Source organism: Clostridium sp. CF012, assembly GCF_018861755.1.
Classification (GTDB): Bacteria; Bacillota; Clostridia; order Clostridiales; family Clostridiaceae; genus Clostridium_AD.
On record NZ_JAHLEF010000006.1, the window covers coordinates 147,070 to 172,657 of the forward strand.

General features: G+C 31.0%; 21 protein-coding genes and 1 pseudogene. 3 read left to right on the forward strand and 19 right to left on the reverse strand.

Annotated features, from left to right (window positions below):
• Positions 1-158 precede the first annotated feature (158 nt).
• From KPL50_RS08220 to KPL50_RS08265, 10 genes and pseudogenes are all read right to left on the reverse strand, one after another.
• Positions 159-1,022 (reverse strand): TIGR03943 family putative permease subunit, encoded by an 864-nt coding sequence (locus tag KPL50_RS08220; RefSeq protein ID WP_216297982.1) that lies wholly within the window; start codon positions 1,020-1,022, stop codon positions 159-161.
• A gap of 93 nt (positions 1,023-1,115) precedes the next feature.
• Positions 1,116-2,294: a permease gene (locus tag KPL50_RS08225; protein WP_216297983.1), complete on the reverse strand. Its 1,179-nt coding sequence runs from the start codon at positions 2,292-2,294 to the stop codon at positions 1,116-1,118.
• A 199-nt stretch (positions 2,295-2,493) separates the two neighbouring features.
• Positions 2,494-2,829: pseudogene (locus KPL50_RS08230) on the reverse strand (DUF4825 domain-containing protein); the annotation flags it as partial.
• A 124-nt stretch (positions 2,830-2,953) separates the two neighbouring features.
• Positions 2,954-3,157, reverse strand: a complete 204-nt coding sequence (locus KPL50_RS27845) for a helix-turn-helix transcriptional regulator (protein WP_216298025.1) — start codon at positions 3,155-3,157, stop codon at positions 2,954-2,956.
• A 137-nt stretch (positions 3,158-3,294) separates the two neighbouring features.
• Positions 3,295-3,948: a tRNA (guanosine(46)-N7)-methyltransferase TrmB gene (gene trmB, locus KPL50_RS08240; protein WP_216297985.1), complete on the reverse strand. Its 654-nt coding sequence runs from the start codon at positions 3,946-3,948 to the stop codon at positions 3,295-3,297.
• Positions 3,949-4,308: 360 nt separating this feature from the next.
• Positions 4,309-4,959 carry a site-2 protease family protein gene (locus KPL50_RS08245; protein ID WP_375372907.1) on the reverse strand — a complete coding sequence of 217 codons (651 nt, stop codon included), beginning with the start codon at positions 4,957-4,959 and terminating at the stop codon, positions 4,309-4,311.
• A gap of 327 nt (positions 4,960-5,286) precedes the next feature.
• A complete protein-coding gene (locus KPL50_RS08250) occupies positions 5,287-8,814 on the reverse strand; it encodes a 5'-nucleotidase C-terminal domain-containing protein (protein ID WP_216297986.1) in 3,528 nt (1,175 codons plus the stop codon).
• Between the two features lie 242 nt (positions 8,815-9,056).
• The gene (locus tag KPL50_RS08255) at positions 9,057-10,085 is read right to left on the reverse strand and encodes a hypothetical protein (RefSeq protein WP_216297987.1); all 1,029 of its coding nucleotides are present in this window, start codon (positions 10,083-10,085) and stop codon (positions 9,057-9,059) included.
• 49 nt (positions 10,086-10,134) lie between these two features.
• A complete protein-coding gene (locus KPL50_RS08260) occupies positions 10,135-11,154 on the reverse strand; it encodes a phosphodiester glycosidase family protein (protein WP_216297988.1) in 1,020 nt (339 codons plus the stop codon).
• Between the two features lie 163 nt (positions 11,155-11,317).
• Positions 11,318-12,694, reverse strand: a complete 1,377-nt coding sequence (locus KPL50_RS08265) for a PhoH family protein (protein ID WP_216297989.1) — start codon at positions 12,692-12,694, stop codon at positions 11,318-11,320.
• Positions 12,695-12,870: 176 nt separating this feature from the next.
• Between KPL50_RS08265 and KPL50_RS08270 the strand changes: the two genes are divergently transcribed.
• Entirely contained in the window at positions 12,871-13,281 is a 411-nt protein-coding gene (locus tag KPL50_RS08270; RefSeq protein WP_216297990.1) for a Fur family transcriptional regulator, read from the forward strand.
• A 57-nt stretch (positions 13,282-13,338) separates the two neighbouring features.
• Here the strand turns inward: KPL50_RS08270 and KPL50_RS08275 are convergent, their stop codons facing one another.
• The gene (locus tag KPL50_RS08275; protein ID WP_216297991.1) at positions 13,339-14,583 is read right to left on the reverse strand and encodes an ABC transporter substrate-binding protein; all 1,245 of its coding nucleotides are present in this window, start codon (positions 14,581-14,583) and stop codon (positions 13,339-13,341) included.
• Positions 14,584-14,687: 104 nt separating this feature from the next.
• On the opposite strand from KPL50_RS08275, the gene KPL50_RS08280 reads away from it, so the two are divergent.
• Together KPL50_RS08280 and KPL50_RS08285 are read left to right on the forward strand one after the other, a co-directional pair.
• Positions 14,688-15,647, forward strand: a complete 960-nt coding sequence (locus tag KPL50_RS08280) for a VCBS repeat-containing protein (RefSeq protein ID WP_216297992.1) — start codon at positions 14,688-14,690, stop codon at positions 15,645-15,647.
• A 268-nt stretch (positions 15,648-15,915) separates the two neighbouring features.
• Positions 15,916-16,299 (forward strand): polymer-forming cytoskeletal protein, encoded by a 384-nt coding sequence (locus KPL50_RS08285; protein ID WP_216297993.1) that lies wholly within the window; start codon positions 15,916-15,918, stop codon positions 16,297-16,299.
• A gap of 133 nt (positions 16,300-16,432) precedes the next feature.
• On the opposite strand, the gene KPL50_RS08290 is transcribed toward KPL50_RS08285, so the two are convergent.
• From KPL50_RS08290 to clpP, 8 genes are all read right to left on the reverse strand, one after another.
• Positions 16,433-17,398 (reverse strand): hypothetical protein, encoded by a 966-nt coding sequence (locus KPL50_RS08290; RefSeq protein WP_216297994.1) that lies wholly within the window; start codon positions 17,396-17,398, stop codon positions 16,433-16,435.
• Between the two features lie 54 nt (positions 17,399-17,452).
• A complete protein-coding gene (locus KPL50_RS08295) occupies positions 17,453-17,698 on the reverse strand; it encodes a hypothetical protein (RefSeq protein WP_216297995.1) in 246 nt (81 codons plus the stop codon).
• A gap of 95 nt (positions 17,699-17,793) precedes the next feature.
• Positions 17,794-18,183, reverse strand: a complete 390-nt coding sequence (locus KPL50_RS26950) for a hypothetical protein (RefSeq protein WP_375372908.1) — start codon at positions 18,181-18,183, stop codon at positions 17,794-17,796.
• Positions 18,184-18,419: 236 nt separating this feature from the next.
• Positions 18,420-19,031 carry a ribosome biogenesis GTP-binding protein YihA/YsxC gene (yihA, locus tag KPL50_RS08305; protein ID WP_216297996.1) on the reverse strand — a complete coding sequence of 204 codons (612 nt, stop codon included), beginning with the start codon at positions 19,029-19,031 and terminating at the stop codon, positions 18,420-18,422.
• Positions 19,012-21,354, reverse strand: a complete 2,343-nt coding sequence (gene lon / locus KPL50_RS08310) for an endopeptidase La (RefSeq protein ID WP_216297997.1) — start codon at positions 21,352-21,354, stop codon at positions 19,012-19,014. The genes yihA and lon overlap by 20 nt, the downstream gene beginning before the upstream one ends.
• Before the next feature lie 299 nt (positions 21,355-21,653).
• On the reverse strand, positions 21,654-23,336 hold the full coding sequence (lonB, locus tag KPL50_RS08315; RefSeq protein WP_216297998.1) for an ATP-dependent protease LonB: 1,683 nt from the start codon (positions 23,334-23,336) through the stop codon (positions 21,654-21,656).
• Positions 23,337-23,546: 210 nt separating this feature from the next.
• Positions 23,547-24,839 (reverse strand): ATP-dependent Clp protease ATP-binding subunit ClpX, encoded by a 1,293-nt coding sequence (gene clpX, locus KPL50_RS08320; RefSeq protein WP_216297999.1) that lies wholly within the window; start codon positions 24,837-24,839, stop codon positions 23,547-23,549.
• A 33-nt stretch (positions 24,840-24,872) separates the two neighbouring features.
• Positions 24,873-25,457, reverse strand: a complete 585-nt coding sequence (clpP, locus tag KPL50_RS08325; RefSeq protein WP_216298000.1) for an ATP-dependent Clp endopeptidase proteolytic subunit ClpP — start codon at positions 25,455-25,457, stop codon at positions 24,873-24,875.
• Positions 25,458-25,588 lie beyond the last annotated feature (131 nt).

Genomic DNA, 25,588 nt, shown 5'->3' on the forward strand with positions numbered 1-25,588 from the left:
TTTATTCAATTTTTTTCTAATATACATTATAAAATTAAATTTATTAAACATTCCAGTATTTTATGTATTTCTACAAATCTAAGTTTATAGTATTACATTAATTCTGTCAATAAATAAGAATTTAAGGTACTTTGTTCTATCTTTAATTATAGAATTTACTAATTATATATATAATCATTATTCTGTACATCTAATTTTTCTACTTTACTCACTTTAATTATTGGAATTACACTAATTTCTCCACTTTTAGCATCCTTATAATCTCGCTCCCCCAGTGTTCCCTCAATATTTACCCATGTGCTTTCTGGGAATATTTTTTCTTCGGAATAATCGCACAAAATGCCAACTATTTGGGCGTCTGCCGCACAACAACTTACAACAATTCTAGACAATATAAATTCTGCTTTATTAAGTCCCTTTTGCTTATATATAAACCCCTTCATATTAATGGATCTACCAATATAATTGTGAGGACTCCCATATATCTCTTCATAAGTATTTATAAAATTTTCACTCGTCATATTTATAGTTTTTTCTTTTAACAGTGGGTTACTTTCTATAGGGTTTTTTAATGCAACATTACTGTTTTCAGCAACATTAGTATTTTCAACAAAATGAGTATTCTCACCATCATGCTCACATACCTCTGTTCCATCCTCTAAAACACTATGTTTATGCTTTAGGGTATTAATTTTCAATTGCGAGGTTAATGAAAACCCCTTATTTATAGCAGTATCAGCACTGATCCCCACTGGCTTTAATAGAAATCCTAAAAGCAATGGAATTAAGAACATCATGTACCCAAGCTTTACTCTCTTAGTTTTTTTAAATGATAAAATATTCTTTCCTTGGAAAATAACCAAAACAATAAAAAAATATAATGCAAACTTCACGTATTTAACCATTTTGGGGTGCACAAATAAAGTTAATTTATTTGTGTTAATAATCCTGTAAAAATAACAAGTGAAGCCCATTAATATAAGAAACCATATTAATTCATTTAAATTTAACTTCTTTTTCAAATATATCCTCCTTGTAGCTCTTTGTGGGTTTATAACACTTATTAACGGTTACTTTTCTTAGTGACATAAAATATTCGCGATATCTTTCATTTTTTAAGCTCCTAAACCTAAAGCATTACTTAACGACCTAGGAGGCAATATATTTGCTATTACAGCTAAAATAAAACAAATAGTAATTATAAGAAAAATCAATTTTGTTACAAAACTTAATTTAAAACTTCCACAAAGCATAATTGTATTTTTTATATCTATCATAGGCCCTAAAATTAAAAATCCTAAAATTGAACCGTCGGTAAACTGGCCTAAAAAACTTCTAGCTATAAATGCATCTGTTTCTGAACAAACTGATAATACAAAAGCGAGTACCATCATTACTATTATGGAAGATAAAACACCCCCACCTATGGATAAAATAAATTCCTTAGGTATGAAAACTTGCATACAGGTTGATAGGAAAACTCCCATTATAAAAAATCTACCTATATCATATAACTCTGCACTAGTATGTGATATTATTTCCTCTATATTTCTTATAAACTTATTTCTATGATCACTATGATTATGACTATGTCCACAAGAACAGCTACCATTATTTTTATCTACCTGGATATGATTATGTTTAATAACATTAGTGTTTTTAGACTTCTGTATAGTATGGTGTCCACAATTGCAATCCTCTTTATGTATGCTTACTCTAGGCTTTTTAACTACTCGCCCTTTAAAAGGGCTGTCTTTATGTATTACCCCTATAAGAACACCTATTGTTATAGATCCAATCATACCAAACATAGCTCTTGATATTACCATATATGACATTCCCATGAACGCATAATGTGTTGACAATAAGACCACGGGATTCATTATTGGCACTGATAGCATAAATGTAACCGCAATACTTAGTGGGACACCCTTTTTAATAAGTCGCCGAGTTATAGGCACAATAGCACATTCACATACTGGAAAAACAAGTCCAACCAAGGAAGCAATTAAAACCCCTACAAACTTATTTTTAGGAATTATTCTAGCAATTGCTTCCTCTGATACGAATATCTGAATTATAGAAGAAACTAATGCTCCTATTAGAATAAAGGGTATACCTTCAAAAATTATACTAAGAAAAATTGTAGAAAAATCATTAATAACTCCAGAATCAAATTTAATAACTGTTGTATTCTGTGCAAAATATATGACCAATAGTAAGACTATGATGATAATCAAAATTTTTATTAAGCCAATCTCGCTATCATAAGTTCTTTTATTTTCCTGATCCAAATGCTCAACTCCTTGCTATTAATATTTATACGTTCTGAACTATTATATTATCTTAAACTACTTACTATGCCAGTTGTGCGACTATAAACTAATAACTAAACTGCTTTTTAAAACAAGAAAAAATACTAAATGCAGCTTAACCACATTTAGTATTCCATTTCAGCAATATAAGAGCAAACAGCCGCCTCTTCTGAGGACGTTACAGACTTTTTAATACTGCTTTTATAAAACCATTAACATATTCATAATCTAAAAGCTTATCCTGTACTTTGTTTTTCCATTCCTCACTCTTTAATAAGCCTGATAATTTTTGACCATACCACTTTTCAACATCAGAACGGGAAACTTTATATGTTAAATTAGTGAAATTATAATTTATTACTTCAAGATTATCAATTAGTGCAAAGGCAGCAGTAGAATTGTAAATTAGTGCTTTGTTCACCTTATTCTCATTAATATTTTCTATAGTATTCTTGTAGTTCACATCTGCTGTTAGCTTATCTGGAAATAATTCAAAAGACATTACTATATTATTTAAGGGTAGATTAACCTTAGCTTCTAGATTACTTTAAACCTCATATTTTAACTCATCTATTTTTTATTTCCTTTGTACTTCTTAAACATATTATCAACATGATTTTTTAAACTATCCATAAATATTACTCCTCCCTTTCAATGAGTTTATCAATTAAATCTCTTGCTATCTTCCAGGCTGAAAGTGATTTTTTATAATTCTCCTTACCAGTTTCTGTAATCTTGTAATACTTTCGTCTGCCACCTTGACTTTCATTTCCCCAATAGGACTCAATAAACTTTTGGGATTCAAGCCTTTTAAACTCGTATATAAGGATGGTTCTTTTAATTCATTTGCCTTTACTATTTTTTGAAATAGTTTTTATTATTTCATTTCGATAGATTTATACCTAGCCAGCTCCATAAAAAAAATTGTCCACACTAAAACCAAATTATATGGTTCTAGTGTGGACAATTCTGTTTATAACTATATTAGTTTAGCCTGTAAAAACATAGCCTTCATACCAAGCCTTGCAAATTTAGCTTCATATTCAGTAACTACATTTTCTTTAAAATCGCTATTATGCAAGTCATAGGTTGAAAATAATATTTCAAAGCCGCATTCTTTGAAATACCCTACTGAATCTTCAAACAACTCTGTATCATCTGTTTTGAACCAAACTTCAGATCCGGGCTTTAAGAATTTCTTATAATTGGTTAAACACCTAGTATGAGTTAATCTTCTTTTGTTATGTCTTTCTTTTGGCCAAGGATTACAGAAATTTATATAAATTCTACTTATCTCATCTTTTGCAAACACATCATCAATAAGCATAATGTTTAATGGCATAAGTCTTACATTTAAATCTTCTTCCCCTTTTATTTCTCTTACATCTATAACTTTTCTAAGGGCAAACACCAGTACCTCATCTTTTAAATCTATACCTACGAAATTAATATCCTGATTTTGCTTAGACTTTTCTGATATAAAGCCACCTTTGCCACAGCCTAACTCCAGATGTATTTCATTAGTATTTTTAAATTGCTTAGCCCACTTTCCTTTATGAACATAATGGTCTGTTACTACAATATGACTAGCCTCAAGCTCTGGCCTAGCCCAATATTTTTTTCTTAGGCGCATATATTTTTCTCCTTTTATTTATATATTAAAAAAATCACTACATAATTTTTCTCAAATTCACTTTATTATTATATCACAGGAATTGTCCTAAACAAACTTTATACTTTTATTTATTAATTTTCCCGCCTTAAATGTGAATTAGTTGTTACCTGTCCCTACCTTTTTTCTTCTTTAAAAATCAATTAGTTGTTACCTGTCCCCACCTTTTTTCTTCTTTAAAAATCAATTAGTTGTTAACCGTCCCCGCTTCTTCGCACCTTTTATATAAAAAAAGATGACTTTCCAATAAGTAGTGAAAGTCACCTTTTTCTATATGACTAAGGTCATATAGAGCACATAAATAATAAACTATCCATTCTTTTAAATTATTCCTACAATATTTGTGAAAAAATAAAATAACCAGGATCCTGGTATTTGTACAATGTAATAAAAAACTGATGTTCTACCAGGTAATATAGGCAATATTAGAAGCATAAATATTAGGAATTGATACCTAAGAATGGAATCTGATAAATTATAAAAAAACTTTGGATATAAATCCCTAACTATATGAAATCCATCAAAGCCAGGTATTGGCACTAAATTAAGAAAAAATAATAGACAGTTTAGGGACCCTATACTCCCTATTATTGCTAGAATAATGCCATATACATCACCCAGTGGTAGAAACTTTTCAAGTAATACATATAAAATTGCAAATATAAAACCTAGGGCCAAGTTTGCAAGGGGTCCAGCTATTGAAACTTTTAAATCATCCTTATAATAGTTTTTATAGGCACTGGGATTTGTTTCAACGGGTTTTGCCCACCCAAATCCTACTACTAAAATCAAAATAAATCCCATTAGATCTATATGAGCAATTGGATTCAGCGTAAGCCTTCCTTGGAATCTAGGGGTTTTGTCTCCTAACCTATCTGCAGTGATAGCATGTGCATACTCATGAAAAGTGAATGCTATTAAAATTGCCGGAATCATCAAAATTATATTTAATATTTGTTGTTGTGTACTCAAATTTATTCCTCCTTATATCCCTACAAGGTAAATAGCAACTGCTAATTGTTACTTCCCTTGTAAGGCATCTTTGACTTATTATTTTTTTCAGATGTCTAATATATCTATTATAACAAAGTTTATTGTTATTTTGAATGTATTATTTCTAAAACAAAAGAATATATTTCTACAAATGGATTTCTTATGAATAAGCTTATATTTTTATATAAGGCATCTTCAAAAAATATTGAGTATACTCTTCTGCTCTATTTAAGATGCCACATAAAATACCCTATAGACAATATATTACTATACTGTCTACAGGGTATTTTATTGTAGGATTCTTTTTTAAGCCGCAGTTACCAGCTTGGCCGAGATTACTTTTGTGTAATCTTTGTAAATATAACCTACTTTGCCATTGTAATTAATTTTATACCAACTAGCTGTTTCTGAAGTAACCTGAACTACTGTGCCATATTTAACTACTCCAAGTTTCTTTGAAGACGCTGAACCTGCTACTCTGAAATTCAATCCACTTTTAGCTGTAGTCATAACATATTTTCCCTTAGTAGGTAATCCTGGTTTTGTTACTACTGGTGGTGTTACTCCTGGTTTTGTTATCACTGGTGCAGCACCGGAATCGAGATTATTTTTGTTTTTAACTGATATAGCCTTAACTTGTTTTAATTCAGATACTAATGCTTCTCTTATTGGAATCATCATGTCTAGTGCCTTTATTGCACCTTTGAAGTCATATTTATCTCCGCCTGTGAACATAAAGTCGTTAGTTACTACTGAATAAGTTTTTTTCATGTCAACTGGAGTTCCATTTTCTAAGACCATAGCTGTAATTCTTTGACCAAACTCAGCTTTTTCATTATAGTAAACCTTAACTCCGCCTACTTGAACCCAACCAATTTCTTTATTACCTATTCCATTTTCAATTACTCTCTTTAAATCAGAACCCTTAAGCTCCATTTTAACTAATGTATTGTCAAATGGCATAACTTCATACATATTACCCATTGTAATATTTCCAGCAGCTACTGGAACTCTTAGTCCACCACCATTGGTTATACCAATTTGTGTACCAGCTTTCTTTCTCATAACATCAGTTGTCCATTGTCCAAGTAATGATGTTCCAGGGACATTTCTATCATGAGGTAATTCTTTATCTGTTTTTCCTAAAACTTCACCAAGTATAGGTTGTAATTCTTTAGTATATTTGTCAGCAATTGCTTTTACCGCCGCATCTTCTACTAAAGTAGTTGGCCTATTATATAAGTTGTCTACTGATGGTACTATGCCTGCTAATTTACCACTGGCATCAATTTTGATTGTTAATTTTCCCAAAGTTCTTCCTGTATTATATGCCTGGACTACAGGAATCCCATTAACCACTCCACTTACAGTTTGGTGAGTATGAGCTGAAATAACTGCATCTATATTTGGAAGTCCACAAAGCTGCGTGGCTTCTCCAGTGATTTTACCATCTTTATCTTGGAATGCGCCTAAATGAGTTAATGCAATAACTACATCTGCGCCCTTATCTTTTGCAACTTTAGCCCATTCTTTAGCTGAAGCAGCGGGATTCTTAAATTCTAAATTTTTAACATTTTCTGGTTTGGTTTTAAATTCTGTTTCTGGTGTTGCAATTCCCACAAGGCCTATTTTTACTCCACCTTTTTCAACTATCATATAAGGCTCAGCCCATGTTACTGGCTTACCAGTTTTTTTATCATAGATATTTGAAGCGAGGAACTTGTATCCTCCCTCTTGTGCCCACTTAGCTATTTTATCAGTACCCCAATCAAATTCATGATTTCCTACAGCTGAGGCAACTACTCCAACTGATTTCATCATTTCATTTACTGGTTTTCCATAAGTTAAGTTAGACATTGCACTTCCTTGATAGCTGTCTCCTCCTGATACTACTATAGTATTAGGATTTTGTGCTTTAACTTTGTTTATTTCTCCAGCAAATTTAGCTATGCCAGGATTCTTTCCTTCTGCAGCTACTGCGCCATGGAAATCATTAAATGTAAGAACATTAACTCCATTAGCAGCTATTACATCATCATAAGTAACAGATTTAATATTTGGAGTTCTTCCATCTTCTGATTTTGGTAAATCTAATTTACCACTATTAATTAATTTAGCTGCAAAGGCAGCTTTAGTAGCATCCATCTCATTGCCGATTATTTTCCAGTTATCATCTAGCTCTGGAGTTATAACACCCTTCTTTTCTTCAATAATATATTTTCTTATTAAATCTCTTATACGTCCGTCGTCCCCCATAGTTTTAAAGGAGTCATATACTGTTTCTACACCTTCACCTTTAAATAAACCTGATTCTTCATTAAGTAAAGTTGTACTAGCTCTGTAATTATTAACTGCTAATGTTAAAACATCTGTATCTTTTATTTGCGTTCCATCATTTTTAGTTAAATTAACAATTCTTTTCCCTGCTTCCTTTGATACGTCTACATCATACTTTACTCCTGAGAACATATCATAATTATAATCTCTTATTTTTTCATTAAATGAAACTGTTAAATCTCCTGGTTTAAAAGTATTGTAATAGCTGGCTGACCACTCCATATATTTCTTTAACTGTGCTCCAGTTACTTTAAGTGTCACTAAGGTATTATCAAATTTATAAATTGAAGCTGTACCAGCTTTAATTATTTTACCAGCTTTAATATTTGCAGTAGTGCTAAAGCTAGCAGCCGCTGCTACATCTGCCTTTGTATAAAACATTTGAACCTTATTAATTAAATCTATCATTGCAGTATCTTTTACTTGTGCTGTTGGAATTCCTTTAATTTCAGAGGCTGGAACCAAATCTCCGCCTTTAAGTTCTCCAATAACCACATTAGCATCTGCAATAGCTGTTTTACTATAAGGTTGTAACTTTGCTGAAAGATCTGCATCTGCTACTACTGCTTTTCCACCTTTAGGTGTTGCATACACTAAATCTGATTTAGCATCTACTACAGAATACTTACCATCAGCATTCTTAGTAAGTTTAATATCAATTTTTGCTAATTGAGATGCTCCTTTATTAGGTTCAGTAATAATAACATTTCCTTCTTTAACTTGTGTTATAGTTGAATGAGCATGTCCAGCTACAATAGCAGTTAATTCTGGACAAGCTTTAGCCAGTTCTCTAGCGCTATCGCCATTTCCATACTCTGTATTTTCACCTGCGTGAATCGTTGCTATCATAACATCAACTTTACCTTTAAGTTCATCAACAACTTTTCTAGTCTCTACAACTGGATTCGTTACTGTGTACCCTATTAAATTGGGACCATCCCATTTTGTTATATGTGGAGTTACCATGCCAATAATAGCAATTTTAACCCCATCTTTTTCTATGATTTTATAAGGCTGTCCTAAAGACTTACCATCTTTATCAAAAACATTCCCACAAAGGACTGTTCCAGTGAATTTAGATGAAATTTTTTGTAATGTTGGTATTCCATAATTAAATTCATGGTTTCCAAGGGACCAAGTGTCATATTTCATTTCATTCATTGCAAGTACCATTGGGTGCATTTCATCGTTGTTAAATAATGATGATGAATTATCTTGAATAGTATCACCATTATCCACCAAAATAGTATTTGGATTTGCTGCTCTTAATTCTTTAATAACTGTCTGAAGTTGAGCCATACTTCCTGATGTATCCGCTGCATTAACAGCATAGTCATAGGGTAAAAATCTACCGTGCATATCACTAGTTGCTAATATTTGTAAGTTTTTTTCCTTGCTTTCTGCTCCAAAAGCATTAACTGGTTGAACTAAAGTAAAAACCATCATTAATGCTAATAACCATGATGTTAATTTCTTGCCCTTAAAATTATTAAACAAATTAACCCCTCCATTCATTAAATACTAATTCCATCCTATAATCTTTATATTAATCTATATTATGCATTAACATGTAAATTTTAGGATAATCCAGTAATCATATTATAATACTAAAAAAACTTTTTGTAAACGGTTAATAAAATTTTTACATGACATTTACAAAATTAACAACTGCTTAACGAATAAAAAAACCATGCCAAAGGCATAGTTTAAAATTAAAACACTTATTTATATCTGTCTACCTACTTAAAAGTAACAAAAGATATCTTATTACCTACTAAAGATACTATTCCATTAGTATATAGTTGTAATAATTTTCCTTCATAGCTAGTTTCAGTTCCCGAAGCCATTTCTTTTACTGAACCTTTTAGTGCATCATTTTGGTAGACTTTACCATCACAGGAAACGAATAAATCATTTCTTTCAGAAGGTAATTGTAGCTCAATGACTTTCCATTCTGAAGTCTTATCTGATGTTTTACCATAATAAATTTTGCTTATCAATTCATCTTTTAATTCTCCAAGATACACATTATCACTATCATCAGTACCAATTAACGTAAGCTTATCTACACCTTTAATAGTGATAGCTTCGTCATTACCGGTAGCATATATTTTATTATAAACTAATCCCTCATATATTAGTTTATCTTCATGGCGAACCAATGATATATTACTAACATAATTAGGTATTGTATCAGCTTTTGTCATACTCCCCATTCTGTCAATTCTATATATACTGCTTCTCTCACCTTTACTTGAAACCTTTACGTAAGTAACTCCAGTTAAGATTGATAACTGGATATCTTCTACTTCAGCTTTTGTATCGGCCCAAGCTAAATCTTTAATCTTTACTTTTTCACCCTTTAATAAATCATAAGAATATAATATTAAGTTACTAGAGTCATCATAACTCTTTTTCTCTACTAAAAGCATCCTATTTCTATCTGGAAGCCATTCATAAAAAGAAATTTTGCTTTCCTCTTCCGCCACTATATCTTTAACGCTTCCATCCTTACAATTAACAATTTTTAATTCTCCATTTTCATAATAAGATAAATATTTAGCATCATAGGAGGCTAATATATTTTTTGCGCTTTCCGGTACTGTAATATCAATATTTTTTACTTTTTCGACTTTTTCTTCAACAACTTTTTTTGTAACCACTTTTGAATCAGTAGCTAAAAAATAATGATCTACATAAAAGAGGATCGAAAACTGTAAAGTTAAAGATAATACAACCCATATAAATATTCTTTTCTTCCATTTCATAATGCTTTCTCCTTTAATTTAAAATATACTATGCAAGGATTTAACCTTATTATCTACCCTCTACATAAATAATTGAAGGTATTGATCTTTCTCCCAAACTGTCACTAGGATTGTTTATAACAACATCATTATAAAACAAAGTAGAAGAAGAACCTCCATCTAAGTTAGTAGCATTATAAGCCCCATATTCATCATACAATATGTCTTGTACCTCTCTTAAAGTAGCTCCTATACTATTTACCTGTCTACCGTCAATAACTAATAATATTATTGCTCCATCTTGCCTTTGTGCAATAGCAGTTCTAGGTGCTATACCCATACCCCCATCGCCTTTATTTATCATTTTCTTTCCATTAACTATCATGGCTGGACCAAAAGATACAGCTTCAGTAACTCCTACTTTTTTCATATCATTGATGCTATGACGACCAACTAGTAGTTTTCCCGCTTTAGTTAACGCAACAACTTCTCTTTTCGAATTTTCATTTTTTATGTCATTAAAAATAGTTTTTCCACCAGTCATTATAATTCCAGTTGGATTTGCTCCGGTTCCTGCCCAAAGTGCACCAGCAGCTTCATCTTTGAACGCACCACCATTAATAGCCGCAACTGCATTATTGGTTTTTGCAATTTCACTTGTTAATTGGCCTTCCTCTCCAAGCTTACTACTATAACCTACCTTTATTCTAGTTGGATCACTAACTATTAATACATATCCTTTGAATTTTTTACCTTTTATGTTATATCTTTCTATATTATCGTCGTTTTTATTTTCTACCTTTACACCAGATGTTTTGTCATCTAATCCAGCTTGAGCTATAGTTTCCACCGATTGATCCTTCATAATTTCTTTTATTTTCGAGTCGGATAAAAATGTTGTTGCCAGCCACTGTAACGTAAGAGTAGTCATCGCTGCACCTACCACTGTAGTCTTTGCATTTTTAAATGGGCCATAATAAAGTACATATGGTCCTGTAATGGCTGTGAACACAAGTTCAAATACTATAAATAATATAACAAGATTGCTTGTACGCTTTTTGCTTTTTCTAGTTTTTTTAAGTTTTCTCATGCTTCCCATCCTTTTTCTTATTAGGTACTATCCTATTGTACAATAAAATTTTGTATTTTAAAACAGATTTTTAATGTAATTTCTGTGAATATAACCACTAATATGATAATTTAATACAAAAGAGAGTATAATCTCTTATACTCTCTTATATAAATCAATCTATTTATAATTTTTTTGAGCCCTCATATGCTAGTGGTGATCTCTCACATTCATCATATTTTAAAGTTACCTGATAACATAAGTCACTACCTTTCATTTTTTCAGATGCATAACACAAACCATTTGATCTTGAATCAAGAAAAGGATGATCGATTTGTTCTGGGTCACCTATTAGAATCAACTTAGTTCCCTCGCCAACTCTAGTTATTATTGTTTTAACCTGTTTGGGCGACAAATTTTGTGCCTCATCTATAATAACCCAGTTTTTAACTATTGACCTTCCTCTAAGGTAAGCGACTGCTTCTGTGGTTATGATTCTCCTATCAAATAAGTCTTTTATCTTATCTGTTAATTCCTTCTCATTTTTATAACGTTCTTTTTCATCAGAATCCACAAGTATTTCCAAATTATCAAATATTGGTCTCATAAAGGGTGATATTTTTTCTTGTTCTGTCCCAGGTAAAAACCCTATTTCTTCATCCATGGTAACATTAGGTCTACAAACTAAAATTCTCCTGTAATGTTCACTATTATCTTGTAGTATTTTTTGAAGCCCTACTGCTAATGAAAATAATGTTTTAGCTGTTCCTGCAGGTCCTTTAACAATTACTAAAGGGGCTTTTATTGCATCAAGACTTAGTGCTTCTAGCATAAATCTCTGTCCTACATTTCTCGGTACTACTCCTAAGGGCTTATTGTCTTTACTGTAAAGTTGTACTACATTTTTACCATCATATCTTCCTAGTGCAGTTTGTTTAGGATTTTCCATTGAATGAATTATTAAAAATTGATTTGTATATAAAATCGGCGTGGTATATTCTTCTAAATTCTCATCATAATTAAGTAAGTTACTAGCTTGTAAAACTTTTTTGCTATAAAACTCCTGAAGCTTTTCGGGAGATACAAATACTTCAATTCTTCCTGTATACTGATTGTCATATTCCGGCACAAATTTTTCATAAAAATCTTCTACATTAATGTCTACAGCATCCGCTTTAATTCGTTGGAATATATCTTTGGTTATTAGCCATACATCTTCCCCCTGCTCTTTAAGTCCCTTACATACCTGTAATATTCTATTGTCTGCTTTTTCTTTACTCCAAGAAGGAGGAATTTTGGTATCATAATGATTCATTTCCACCCTAAGTCTTCCCCCATTTTCTAGCTCAATACCCTCATTTAGTTTTCCTTCAAGTCTTAGTTTATCAATAAGTCTAGCAGCATATCTGGCATTAGCCCCTAAATCACTTTTATCTTTTTTAAAACTATCTAATTCCTCTAACACCACTTCGGGTATTATTACATCATTATCTCCAAAAGACAATATAGCACTTGGTGAGTATAGGATAACATTGGTATCTAATACATAGGTTTTTTTCAAAATATCAGCCCTCCTCTCTATATTACTAATATATGTTCCTTATCCTATAAATGAATTAAAAATATAATATAAATTTAATTTTAAGAAGTAATATTTCCGTAATTTGTTTTGACAAGTAATAATTTTTATTATATAATAAGCCTTATAACTATTAATTATATTATAGGATGGTGTATATGGATAACATTACGACAATTTTTAGAGAGAAAAAGTTGAAGCTAACACCTCAGCGTATTGCAGTTTATAAATATTTAAAATCTACAAAAGAACATCCCTCAGCAGAAGTGATTTACAAAGCCCTACAACCAACTTACCCTACTATGAGTTTGGCTACAATTTATAAAGCATTAAAAACTCTTGTTGCAGTTGAATTAATCATAGAACTTAATGTAGGTGAAGGCAACTTTAGATATGATGGAAACATGACAACACATCCTCATGTTCAGTGTCTAAGTTGCGGTAGAGTTGATGACATAGAGGGCATATCTTTTCCAAATGTAATTGAAGAGGTAAAATCGCATACTACTTACGAAATTTTAGCGAGTAAAATATATTTCTACGGATTATGTAAAGTTTGTCAAAAATAACTTATTAATCAAAAAAAAGAAGTATATAAATTATACTTCTTTTTTTTATTTAATAAGTTATTTGTAAGATTTTTTTAATACTTCTTCCCATTCTTTAGAATTATAGCCACCAGCTAAAATTTTTTTAAGAGTTAGCAATAAATTATTTTTGATTTTATCAGGTAGATTATATAATATGAAAATACTATTGTCATTAGCTTTATACATATGTTCAACCATTATTTTACCTATGCCTGAAACTTTATTATTTGCAATTTTATTCCCACTTATAATTCCCTTCTGCACAATTCTTGCTTGAACCTCATCACTATATATATATTTAATGAAAGCATTGGCATTATCCCCATTTTTTGCATTTACAGGGATGCATACTAGTGAATTAATAATTATAGGAATATTAGAACCATAATTTGAATTATTATCATAATCTCCTATTATACCTATGTTTGTTCCATTAAGTTTAGAATTATAGTAAGAAATACATGCCAGTAGTGGAGCCTCACCATTATTAAAATTAATAATACTTTGTTCATTACCTAACTCAAAAGACGCCTTAGCAATTCCATTATTTTTTGTTAGCAAATTAAATTGGTTAAATATTTCTTGCATGGCTTTATTTTTTTTATAAGACTCCTCACCACTATCATAAATTTCTTCAAGTTCATGAATATTTACTATTTTGCTAGCCATTAAGGAAAATAGAAATCCATTAACATCTATATCTTCTGTTAACACTACTGGGGTTTTTATTCCCTTACCATTAATTTGTTTCAAAATATCGAACCATTGTTCTAAATTTTTAGGGTTAGATATTTTAAATTTTTCTAAATTAGCTTTATTATATAATAGCTCAATAGAATATGGCACAACTCCTATACCATAGTATTTATCCCCAACTCTACCATAGGAACCTACAATGTCATAATATCTTTCACTGATAGTTGCTTTTTCATAAACGCTTTTCATATCACTAAGTACTCCCTTTTTGCTAAGATCAATAAGAGTATTTCTATTAGTGAAAATTAAATCAATTTCTGTTCCAAGATTAATACTATCCATGATATCACTTTTATCACCTAGTACATCATTTAATTTTAATTCAACATCTGGATTTGCCTTTTTAAAATCCTCAATTAAAAATTTAATTACGTTAGAAGAATATTTATCAGTTGTATCTAAAAATACATTTATTTTTTTTTGTTTTTCACTTTTATCAGATTTGCAGGCCGAAAGGGTAAAAATCATATTTAAAATTATAAGAAAACTAGTTAGCTTTTTCAATGTTTTAAATGATTTCTTCATAAGTTCACCTCACAATAATAATAAATATGAATATTTTAATTTTTTTTCTATATAAATTAATTAAATATATAATTGTTACATATAATTTAAAGGGGGTGGAATATATGAAATTGAAGATAATATTTTTAAAGAAGAAATTTGTTTACTATGCTTTAGCATTTATTGTCTTTGCAACAATACTTACATTCTTCTTGTTAATTAAAAACAAGTCATTAAATACATTTAATATTGTTACTGAAAGTAAAATGATGCAGGCTGATTTAACAGGGGATGGAACTAAGGATATTCTCTACATAAAAACAGAAACAGATAAATATTATATTCAAATAAATTCACAAGATAAAAGTTATTATCTAGAGCCTTCTAAAAAAATTAACACTGTTGGAAATTATTATACTGATTGGCCAATGCGACTTACTTTAATGGACATATCCAGAAACAAGATACCTGAAATATTTACTCAAGCATCCGTAGATGATACAGCATCTGTAGATAATAAAGCTATTCAGCATGTATTCCTTTGGAATAGAGACAAATTTGATGATATCTTTTGCAGTAGTAACAATATTTTAGGTTTTATTGACAGTAAAAATAATAAAACTCCTAAGGTTTTATCTGGAAATATTAAAGATGGTAAAATGACTTTTATAAGTTATATTTTTATTAAAAATAATTTGAAATCTTTTGACTATAACTATGACGATAATTATATGGGTAAAAACACAATAACAAGCTTCATAAATCTTATGGAAAGCTTTCCACTATCAGAATTAAATATATCAAAAGAAATTTTCTCACCTGCTTTAAATGGTAATGATATATCACTATTAAGCGATTTATCCAGCAAAAAAATAAATTTTATCTTCCAAGATGCTGTTTTTAAAGATTCTAACTGGGACAAAGCCGGCAATGTTAGTGAAATTTTATGGACCTTAAACTTTAAAGGAACTGCTTCTAAGGATTTAAAAGATATAAAAAACTATACCATAGAATTAATTCTTAAACCTATGCCTAAGGTTGATAATGTTTCTAATTTAAAGATTAGTTCTATAGATATAAAGTGATAAAACAAAACTCTAATTAGCTAGTTAATATGTACAAGTTTAATATAATTTTCAGATTAAAAAGGGACCGTATTATCGGTCCCAAGGGGGATGGGGGGGGTTCCGCATAAAATAATTAATTTTATGCTAATGGAGATTTAACTCCGATTACATTTATAATATTAACCTTTTTGCATAGTTTTATTCATTATAAAAGATATTTATTTTTTTTTATAAAGTTATTATTATATAGAAATATAAACTAATTTAATATTGGAGGAGTGTTCATATGTTTAATAATAAGGAGAAAGATGTAAATAGAATTGAAACTTTAATTGGAGATCAATGTTTTATAATTGGCTCTTTGAATGTAACTGGGCTTATAAAAATAGACGGTTCTGTTGATGGAGACATAATTTGTGATGATGATGTAATCCTAGGAGAATCTGGCCACATAAAGGGTAATACGGTATGTAATAATGCATATATAAATGGAGTACTTAATGGAAATATCCGTTGCACAAATACTTTATCTATAGAAAGTTGCGGCAAGGTCAAAGGAGATATTTCAGTGAAAAAACTGATGATTTCTGAAGGTGGAATTCTTGATGGTAAATGCACTATGATAGGTTATGAAGTTCATGATAGTGATAGTGATAGTAATAATTTATAAGGCTGACGAAAAAATAACAGGTCAAATATGCACGTATATTTGACCTGTTATTTTTTTAAGATGTCCAATATAAAAAATATCATCATTGAATTCCGCCTAAATATTAGCATTAATTATATAAATTCTAATATGATTAATTAGAGTTTTCTTCTACAATCTTATTGAGCAATTCAAGTTTTCTATCATCTACTAGATGAGCTAATATATATATTAACTGTCCCACATCCTCATCTTCTAAGTTTTTAATAATACTATGTGTTCTTTCTTTGGGGTCAGTATGTTTGAATTCAACATCATTACTTTCAATGGGCTCACTATTTACAAAGGAATTATTATTGGACATTGAATTTATCATATCATTAAGATTTGGATTATTTAAATCTAAATTATTTAAATCTATTCCAGCTAGCATATTTGAGATTTGACTTAAGTCTATTCCTCCCATACCTGAAAATATATCTACTAAGGGGTTATCTTGAGCATCAACATTAGAATTTATTGAATCATTATTTCCATTTGAATTGTTTTTGTTATTCTTTGCAGCACTTGGCGACGCCTTTGCATTTGACTTTGACTTTCCATTTGAATTTGAATTCGCATTACTCGGGTTTAAATTATTCGTTAAGTTGCCAGGTGTGTTATTGCCTTGACCAGTTAAACTACCCATCAAGTTTCCCAGCATATTATTATCTTGACCTCCACCTAAATTACCCAATAAATTTGTTAACATATTATTATCTTGACCTCCGCCTAAACTACCCAATAAATTTGTTAACATATTATTACCTTGACCTCCGCCTTGACCTCCGCCTAAACCAGAAAGTAAACCTTCAAGCATATTGTTGCCACCACCATTGTTTCCAGAAAGAAAACTAGATAATAATGCCATCATCGGATTCCCAGAATTTCCATTTAACATTTGTGTTAATGGGTTACTATTATTATTGTTATTGTTGCCGTTGCTGTTATTATTACTGTTACCATTGCCATTACTGTTGTTATTATTACCGTTACCATTACTGTTATTGTTATTGTTATTGTTATTATTGTTATTTCCATCATTCATATTATTTGTACGATTCTTATGATGTTTTGACACATTTATCACCTCATTTATAAATGGGAGAGCATAAGCTCTCCCTGATTTTTGGAACTAGCAACCACAAGTTTTTACTGGACTTATAGCATTTCCACCTCTACAAAAACAAAAACCTAAGAATATTAATATTAATAGAAATGCGTTTTTGTTTTCAAGTAGACATGTCCTTTGAAGTATAATCAAGATTATCAAAGCACAAATTGGATTGCTACATAGACTTTGAACTCCACATGAATTTACTGGTTGAACTCCACAGCATGAGTTTACTGGTCGAACTCCACAACATCTTTTTTTTGACATATAAAACCCCCCTTTCTGGGCATGTTTCAATGTGTTACATATTTCAACTAAAGTAATTTATATTTTACTTTATCAAATGTTTACTGTCTAAATTATTATTCATCACAACAGTCGTCATTGTTTGAGCAGCATCCTCTGTTTTGATTGCCACATGCGAATAAAAGTATTAATATTATTATCCACCAGCATCCACCGCCGCCGAAGCCGCCAAAGCCACCAAAGCCGCCAAATCCACCGCATCCGCCAACATTACTTGATCCACATCTACATAATTCCTTGCAATGTTTAGGGTCGCATCCACAAACAATACCATTATCTTGTCCTTGACCACCAAATCCTCCACAGAAGCATAAAAGAATAATGATCAAAATTATTGAGTTTCCACCGAAGATGCCATTGTTGTTGTTGTTACAACATTTTTTTTCATGACCACATCCATTGTTTTGTGAATTAGCTAATCCACCTAGCAATCCATTCATATCCACTTTACTTCCCTCCTTATATTTACTATTAGGTTAAATAACAATTAGTAATTGTTCTCTTCCTCTGTTTAACTCTTAATTTTAGAAACCTTTTTCTTTTGTTTTCTAATATATACTATTCTCATACAAATAAATTGACACTGAATTTTCAATTAAAACGCAAAAAAAATAGGCCTTATCACTTTGTGCAAAAAGTACTTTTTTGCACACTATAATGTAGGTCTATTTTATATATCAGATTATTTTTTTTCTATAGTTTCAGGTTCTTCTGAAATGTTGCTAAGCATATTTCCTAGTAGCTCTTTGACACCTATTTTTTTTAGTGATGAAATATTGATAATCTCTTCATTATCATCTAAATTAAGTGTTTCCCTAATTAACTTATTATTTTGTACCAATTCCGTTCTATTTAACTTATCTTTTTTCGTTGCAACAATTACAACTTCGTAGCCAAAGTGTTTTATCCATCCATACATTAGAAGATCATCTTTAGTAGGTTTACGTCTACAATCAACGAGTAATGCTACCTTTTGAAGCTGAGGTCTGCGAACTAAATAATCCTCCATCATTTTTCCCCATTTAGCTTGTTCAGTTTTTGATACTTTGGCATATCCATAACCCGGTAAATCAACAAAATAAAAGCTTTCGTTTATTAAAAAAAAGTTAATAAGTCTTGTTTTTCCAGGTGTACCACTAACTTTAACCAATTTACGTCTATTGGTTAAAGTATTTATTAGTGATGATTTCCCTACATTGGACCTACCAACAAAAGCATACTCTACTAGATTATCTGTAGGATATTGAGCTGGTTTTACTGCTGAAATTATGAATTCAGATTGTTTTATCTCCATTATTTATCTCTCCAATTAATGCATTTTCAAGTACATCATCTACTTTATTTGCAATTATAAATTTTAGTTTATCTTTAATACTCTTTGGTATCTTCTGTATATCTTTTTCATTATCTTTAGGTATTATAATTGTATCGATACCTGCTCTATAGGCAGCTAGTGATTTTTCTTTAAGCCCTCCAATAGGTAATACTCTACCAGTAAGCGTAATCTCACCTGTCATTGCTACGTTATGTCTTACTTTTCTATTAGTTAAGGCAGATATCATTGCAGTAATCATAGTTACCCCAGCTGAGGGACCATCTTTAGGTACCGCACCTTCTGGTACATGAATATGAATGTCCTTATTTTTATAAAAGTCACTATCAATATTATACTTAGCTGCATTAGCTCTAATATAGCTGTATCCAGCTTTAGCAGATTCTTTCATAACGTCGCCTAAATGGCCAGTAAGTTCAAGCTTACCAGTTCCCTCCATAGCACTTACCTCTACAGGCAAAGTAACACCACCCACTTCAGTCCAAGCAAGGCCTGTTACAACTCCTACTCCATCTTCCACATCAGCCTTATCATATGTATATAGCGCAATTCCTAAATACCTTTTAACGTGGGCCGTTGTAACATTAACATTTTCTCTACTCTTTTCTACCATTTCTGTTATTGCTTTTCTGATAACAGAAGCAATTTGTCTTTCTAGATTTCTAACCCCAGATTCCCTAGTATAATTTTCTATAATGCAATTTATTGAAGAATCAGAGAAATTTATTTTATCGCCTTCCATATTATGTTCTTTTAACATCTTTGGAATAAGGTGATTCTTAGCAATGTGAAATTTTTCTTCTGATGTATAACCAGACACCTCAATAATTTCCATTCTATCTAGTAATGGTCTTGGAATTGTATCTAATTTATTTGCAGTAGTTATAAACAAAATCTTTGATAAATCAAAGTCGAGTTCCAGGTAATGATCCCTAAAAGTTGCATTTTGTTCACTATCCAAAACTTCCAGTAGTGCATCTGCAGGGTCACCCTTAAAATCACCACTCATTTTATCAATTTCATCTAATAAGAACAATGGATTTTTAGATGCTGCTTGTTTCATGGCATATATAATTCTACCTGGAATTGCTCCCACGTAAGTTTTTCTATGCCCTCTTATTTCAGCCTCATCCTTTACTCCACCTAGTGACATTCTAACAAAATTTCTGTTTATTGCATTAGCAACGGACCTCGCTATAGATGTCTTTCCAACTCCCGGTGGCCCTACCAAACAAAGTATAGGTCCTTTAAGAGTTTTGCTAATTTTTTTAACTGCTAAATATTCTATTATTCTTTCCTTAACATCCTCCAGGCCATAGTGTTCTGCTGCAAAAACTTCTCTAGCCTTGTTAATATCAATGTTATCTTTAGTGAATTTATTCCAAGGTAGATCTAAAATCCAATCTAAATATGCTCTTATTACTCCACTTTCAGCAGAATAATTCCCTGCACTTTTTAATCTGTTTAGTTCATATATCGCCTTTTCTTTTGCCTCTTTAGGAAGCTTTGCCTTGTTTATCTTAACTTCATATTCATCTATCTCTCTTTTATTCTCATCATCTTCTCCTAACTCTTCTTGTATAGCTTTTATTTGTTCTCTTAGATAATATTCCTTTTGGATTTTATCAATTCTACCTTTAACCTTTGTTCCAATTTTCTTTTCTATTTTCAATACTTCAACTTCATTTTTCAATATAAAAAGTAATTTTTCTAATCTTTTAATAACGTCTAGTGTTTCAAGCAATTTTTGTTTTGTTTCTGGTTTTAGTATTAAATAGGAACTTACAATATCACAATATCTTCCTGGCTCTTTGGTCTCTTCTAAACTGAATAGTGCATCAGGAAAATTATTAGCTGACAAATTTATGTATTCTTCAAAAGATTTATCTATAATTCTAACTAATGCCTTACATTTCTTATCATCTTCAAAATCTTCATCTTCAATAATTTCAACTTCTGCCTGTACAAAAGATTCATTATTTTTATACTCCGAAATCTTCCCTCTTTTTAGCCCTTCAACTAGTACCCTAATTGTATCTCCTGGTAACTTTAATATTTGCTTTATATTACAAACAGTACCAATACTATATATATCCTTTTCCTCTGGTTCTTCGATTTTTGATATCTTCTGTGAAACCAGAAAAATTTCTTGATTATTTAGCATAGCATCTTCCAGCGCCAGTATAGATTTTTCTCTACCAACATCAAAATGCAACACCATATATGGAAATATATTCATACCTCTTAGTGGAATTAGCGGAAGAAGTTTTGTATTTTTATCCATTTTTCTCCCTCTTTTCTAAATTAATATTATTTAATAGTATATTTTAAATTCTAAATTGATATTTTTTATTAATATTTAGGAACTATAAATATTAATTTACTATATTTTTATAGTAGCTTTAATTATAGCACAACTACTATAGTATACATATAATACAAACAATTTTCAATACTAGAAAATTTAAAATATAATTATAAGGCACATAAAAACAAAAAACAAGTCAAATATATTATAATACTGACTTGTTATTCCATCCATTAAACTGTCATTAAATCATCATCTGAGGTTCTAAAATATTGCTATACTTTTAGCGATTCAGCGGCTATAACATCCACATCCTGATCAAATGTAATGGAAATATTTTTTGTACTCTCCTTCATTAATGCTTCGCTAATTACCTCCGTAATATTACTCACAGGTATAATCAAAATGTTTTCAATATTTTTAAAGCTATCCTGCCAATTATCCCTAGGAATAATAACCCTAGTAGCTCCCGCCTTTTTTGCAGCAGCAATCTTAGCACTGACACCACCTATAGGCTTTACACTACCATGAATTGATATCTCTCCTGTCATTGCAACCATATTATCAACTGGTATACCTTTTATTGCACTGTATATTGCAGTTGTTATGCTTATGCCAGCGGATGGTCCATCCACAGGTGATCCACCTGGGAAGTTTACATGAATGTCATAATCGTCACAATCTATATTAAAATATTTTTCCAGAACTGTAACCACGTTTTCTACTGAGGATCTGGCCGTACTTTTTCTCCTGAGCTTTTTATTTGTACTACTTATTTCTTCCTCCTCAATAATTCCTGTGATTTTAAGTATACCCTTTCGGAGCTTTATTTTTTTTGCAGAAGCTTCAATTTCCATTACAGCTCCCATATTAGCCCCATAAACTGCTAAACCATTTACATATCCAATTTGTGGTTTATCTGATATTCTAGACTCAAACCTTGGTGAATACTGCCCATTTTCTATAACCCATTCAATATCTTCAATACTTACTTCATTTCTCTCATCATTAATAGCAATTCCACAAGCTAGTTGAATTAAATTAACGGTGTCACGGCCATTGCTAGAGTATTTACCTACAAGTTTTAATGCGTTTTCACAGATTTTAAGCCCAATTTTATTTATTGCGTTACTTGCAATTATCTGCAATTCTTCTGGAAGCAATTGTCTAAAAAATATTTCTACGCACCTTGACCTTATTGCCGGGGTTATTTCCTCTGGATTACGTGTAGTTGCTCCTATAAGCCTAAAATCAGCTGGAAGCCCTTCATCAAATACCTCTTTTATATAAAGTGGCGTATTAGGATCTTCTCCATTATAATAAGCACTATCTAAAAACACTTTTCTATCCTCTAAGACCTTAAGGAGTTTATTCATTTCTATAGGATGCAGCTCTCCAATTTCATCAATAAATAGAATCCCACCATGTGCTTTTGTAACTGCTCCTGGTTTTGGTTGAGGAACCCCAGCTGCTCCTAGTGGACCAGCTCCTTGATAGATAGGATCATGAACAGATCCAATAAGTGGGTCTGCTATACCCCTTTCATCAAATCTTACTGTGGTTGCATCTATTTCTATAAACTTAGAAGATTCATTAAATGGAGATCGCGCTCTTTTTTTAGCATCTTCCAGCACTAACCTAGCTGCTGCTGTTTTTCCAATCCCAGGTGGACCGTAAATTATTACATGTTGAGGATTCGGCCCGCATATTGCTGCTTGCAGGGCCTTAATTCCCTTTTCTTGTCCTATAACATCTTCAAATCTTGCTGGTCTACTTTTCTCTGTAAGTGGTTCCGTAAGACTTATGCTTTTCATAATTCTTAATTTTTCCATTTCTTTTTTGCTATCCTTACCAACAGCCACCTTGCCACTTTGATGACTTTTTAATGCATTAAAAACATATATTCCAATTACTGCGGTAAAAAAAAGTTGTACTATCATGAGAAGTTGAATAGTCATATTATTTAAAGTTTAATATCAAGTATACTAAACTAATCCTCCTTTCACATATGATTTAACATGTTTTAGTAAATATTCTATCATCTGATATTATGCTCAAGTTGCACTTAATATATTCTTTATTTTCCATATAATTATATTATAATTTACCAAAAAATAAAAAAAAGACAGATATGTAATCCGTCTTTCTAATATACTTTTAATTTTGCTTTATGCTGTTTCTATACCTTTTTTGCTTTTAATTTTTTTTGTTAACTTTAATTTTTCTCTTTTTCCATTTTCCGCTAAAACTAGTTGTGGGTTCCTGGTTTTAATAGTATCCTCATTAACTATTACTTTAGATACTTGTTCATTAGAAGGAATATCGAACATAATTTCCTTCATTGTATCCTCTATAATAGATCTGAGTCCACGAGCTCCAGTTTTCCTCTTAATAGCTTCTTTGGCTATAGCTTTTAAGGCTAGTTCTTCAAATTCTAACTCTACGTTATCCATCTCAAACAATTTCTTATATTGTTTTATAAGAGCATTTTTAGGTTCACTAAGAATTTTAACTAATGCCTCTTCATCTAGTGCTTCAAGAGTAACTACTATTGGAAGTCTACCTACAAACTCTGGAATTAAACCAAACTTTAGTAAATCTCCAGGCATTATAGATTTCAATAATTCGCCTACATTTTTTTCTTCTTTAGATTGTATTTCAGCCCCGAAACCAACGGAGGTAGTTCTAGTTCTTTTTTCTATGATTTTATCAAGTCCGTCAAAGGCTCCTCCACAGATAAATAAAATGTTTGCTGTGTTTATCTGAATAAACTCTTGATGAGGGTGCTTCCTTCCGCCTTGTGGTGGTACTGATGCTGTAGTACCTTCTAATATTTTAAGTAATGCTTGTTGAACACCTTCTCCAGATACGTCTCTAGTTATAGAAGGATTTTCTGATTTTCTAGCAATTTTATCTATCTCATCTATATATATAATACCTTTTTCTGCTTTTTCTACATCATAGTCAGCATTTTGTATTAATTTAAGCAAGATGTTTTCTACATCTTCCCCTACATACCCTGCTTCAGTAAGTGTAGTTGCATCTGCTATAGCAAAGGGTACATTCAAATATTTAGCCAAGGTTTGAGCTAGTAGTGTTTTGCCACAGCCTGTAGGCCCAAGTAGTAATATATTACTTTTCTGAAGTTCAACATCACTTTCATTAACATTTGAATTTATTCTTTTGTAATGATTATATACTGCAACAGCCAAGGATTTCTTAGCGGTATCTTGACCAACTACGTAATCATCTATATATTTTTTTATTTCTGCAGGTTTTGGTAGTGTCCCTAAGTCTAGTTCCACATCTCCCTGAAATTCATCTACAATTATTTCAGAACATAATTCTATACACTCATCACAAATATATACTCCCGGTCCTGCAATTAATCTTCTAACTTGGTCTTGGGTTTTACCACAGAAAGAACATTTAAGTTGTTTTTTTTCATCAAACTTTGTCATATTTTCACCTCTTTAACCTAATTTCGTTTAATTTTATTTCTTTTTACTTATAACTTCATCTATTAATCCATACTCCATAGCCTCTTGAGCGCTCATGAAATAATCTCTTTCAACATCATGTTGAATTTTCTCTATTGATTGGCCAGTTCTTTCACACAATATCTTATTTAATGTATCTTTAGTTCTCATAATTCGTTTTGCATGGATATCAATATCCGTTGCTTGACCTTGGAATCCACCTAAAGGCTGGTGTATTAAAATTTCACTATTAGGTAATGCAAATCTTTTACCCTTTTCTCCTGCTGCCAGTAGGAATGCTCCCATAGATGCTGCCATACCAGTGCATATAGTTGAAACCTGTGGTTTTATATATTGCATTGTGTCAAAAATAGCCATTCCCGCTGTAATTGATCCACCCGGACTATTTATATATAAATAAATATCTTTATCGGGGTCTTCTGACTCCAAATACAATAATTGAGCAACAACTAAACTAGCAGTAGTATCATTTACTTCTTCTCCTAGAAAAATTATTCTTTCTTTTAATAATCTTGAATAAATATCATAGGATCTTTCTCCCCTATTTGTTTGTTCAACAACCATTGGCACCAAACTCATATAATTCCCTCCTCTTGTCTTTTAATAGAACTACTTCGAAAGGTAATCCACTTGTAATTCTATCCTAAATAATTGATTTTTAACCATATTATTTTATCCTATATTTAAAATTAATTGCCAGAAAAATATCT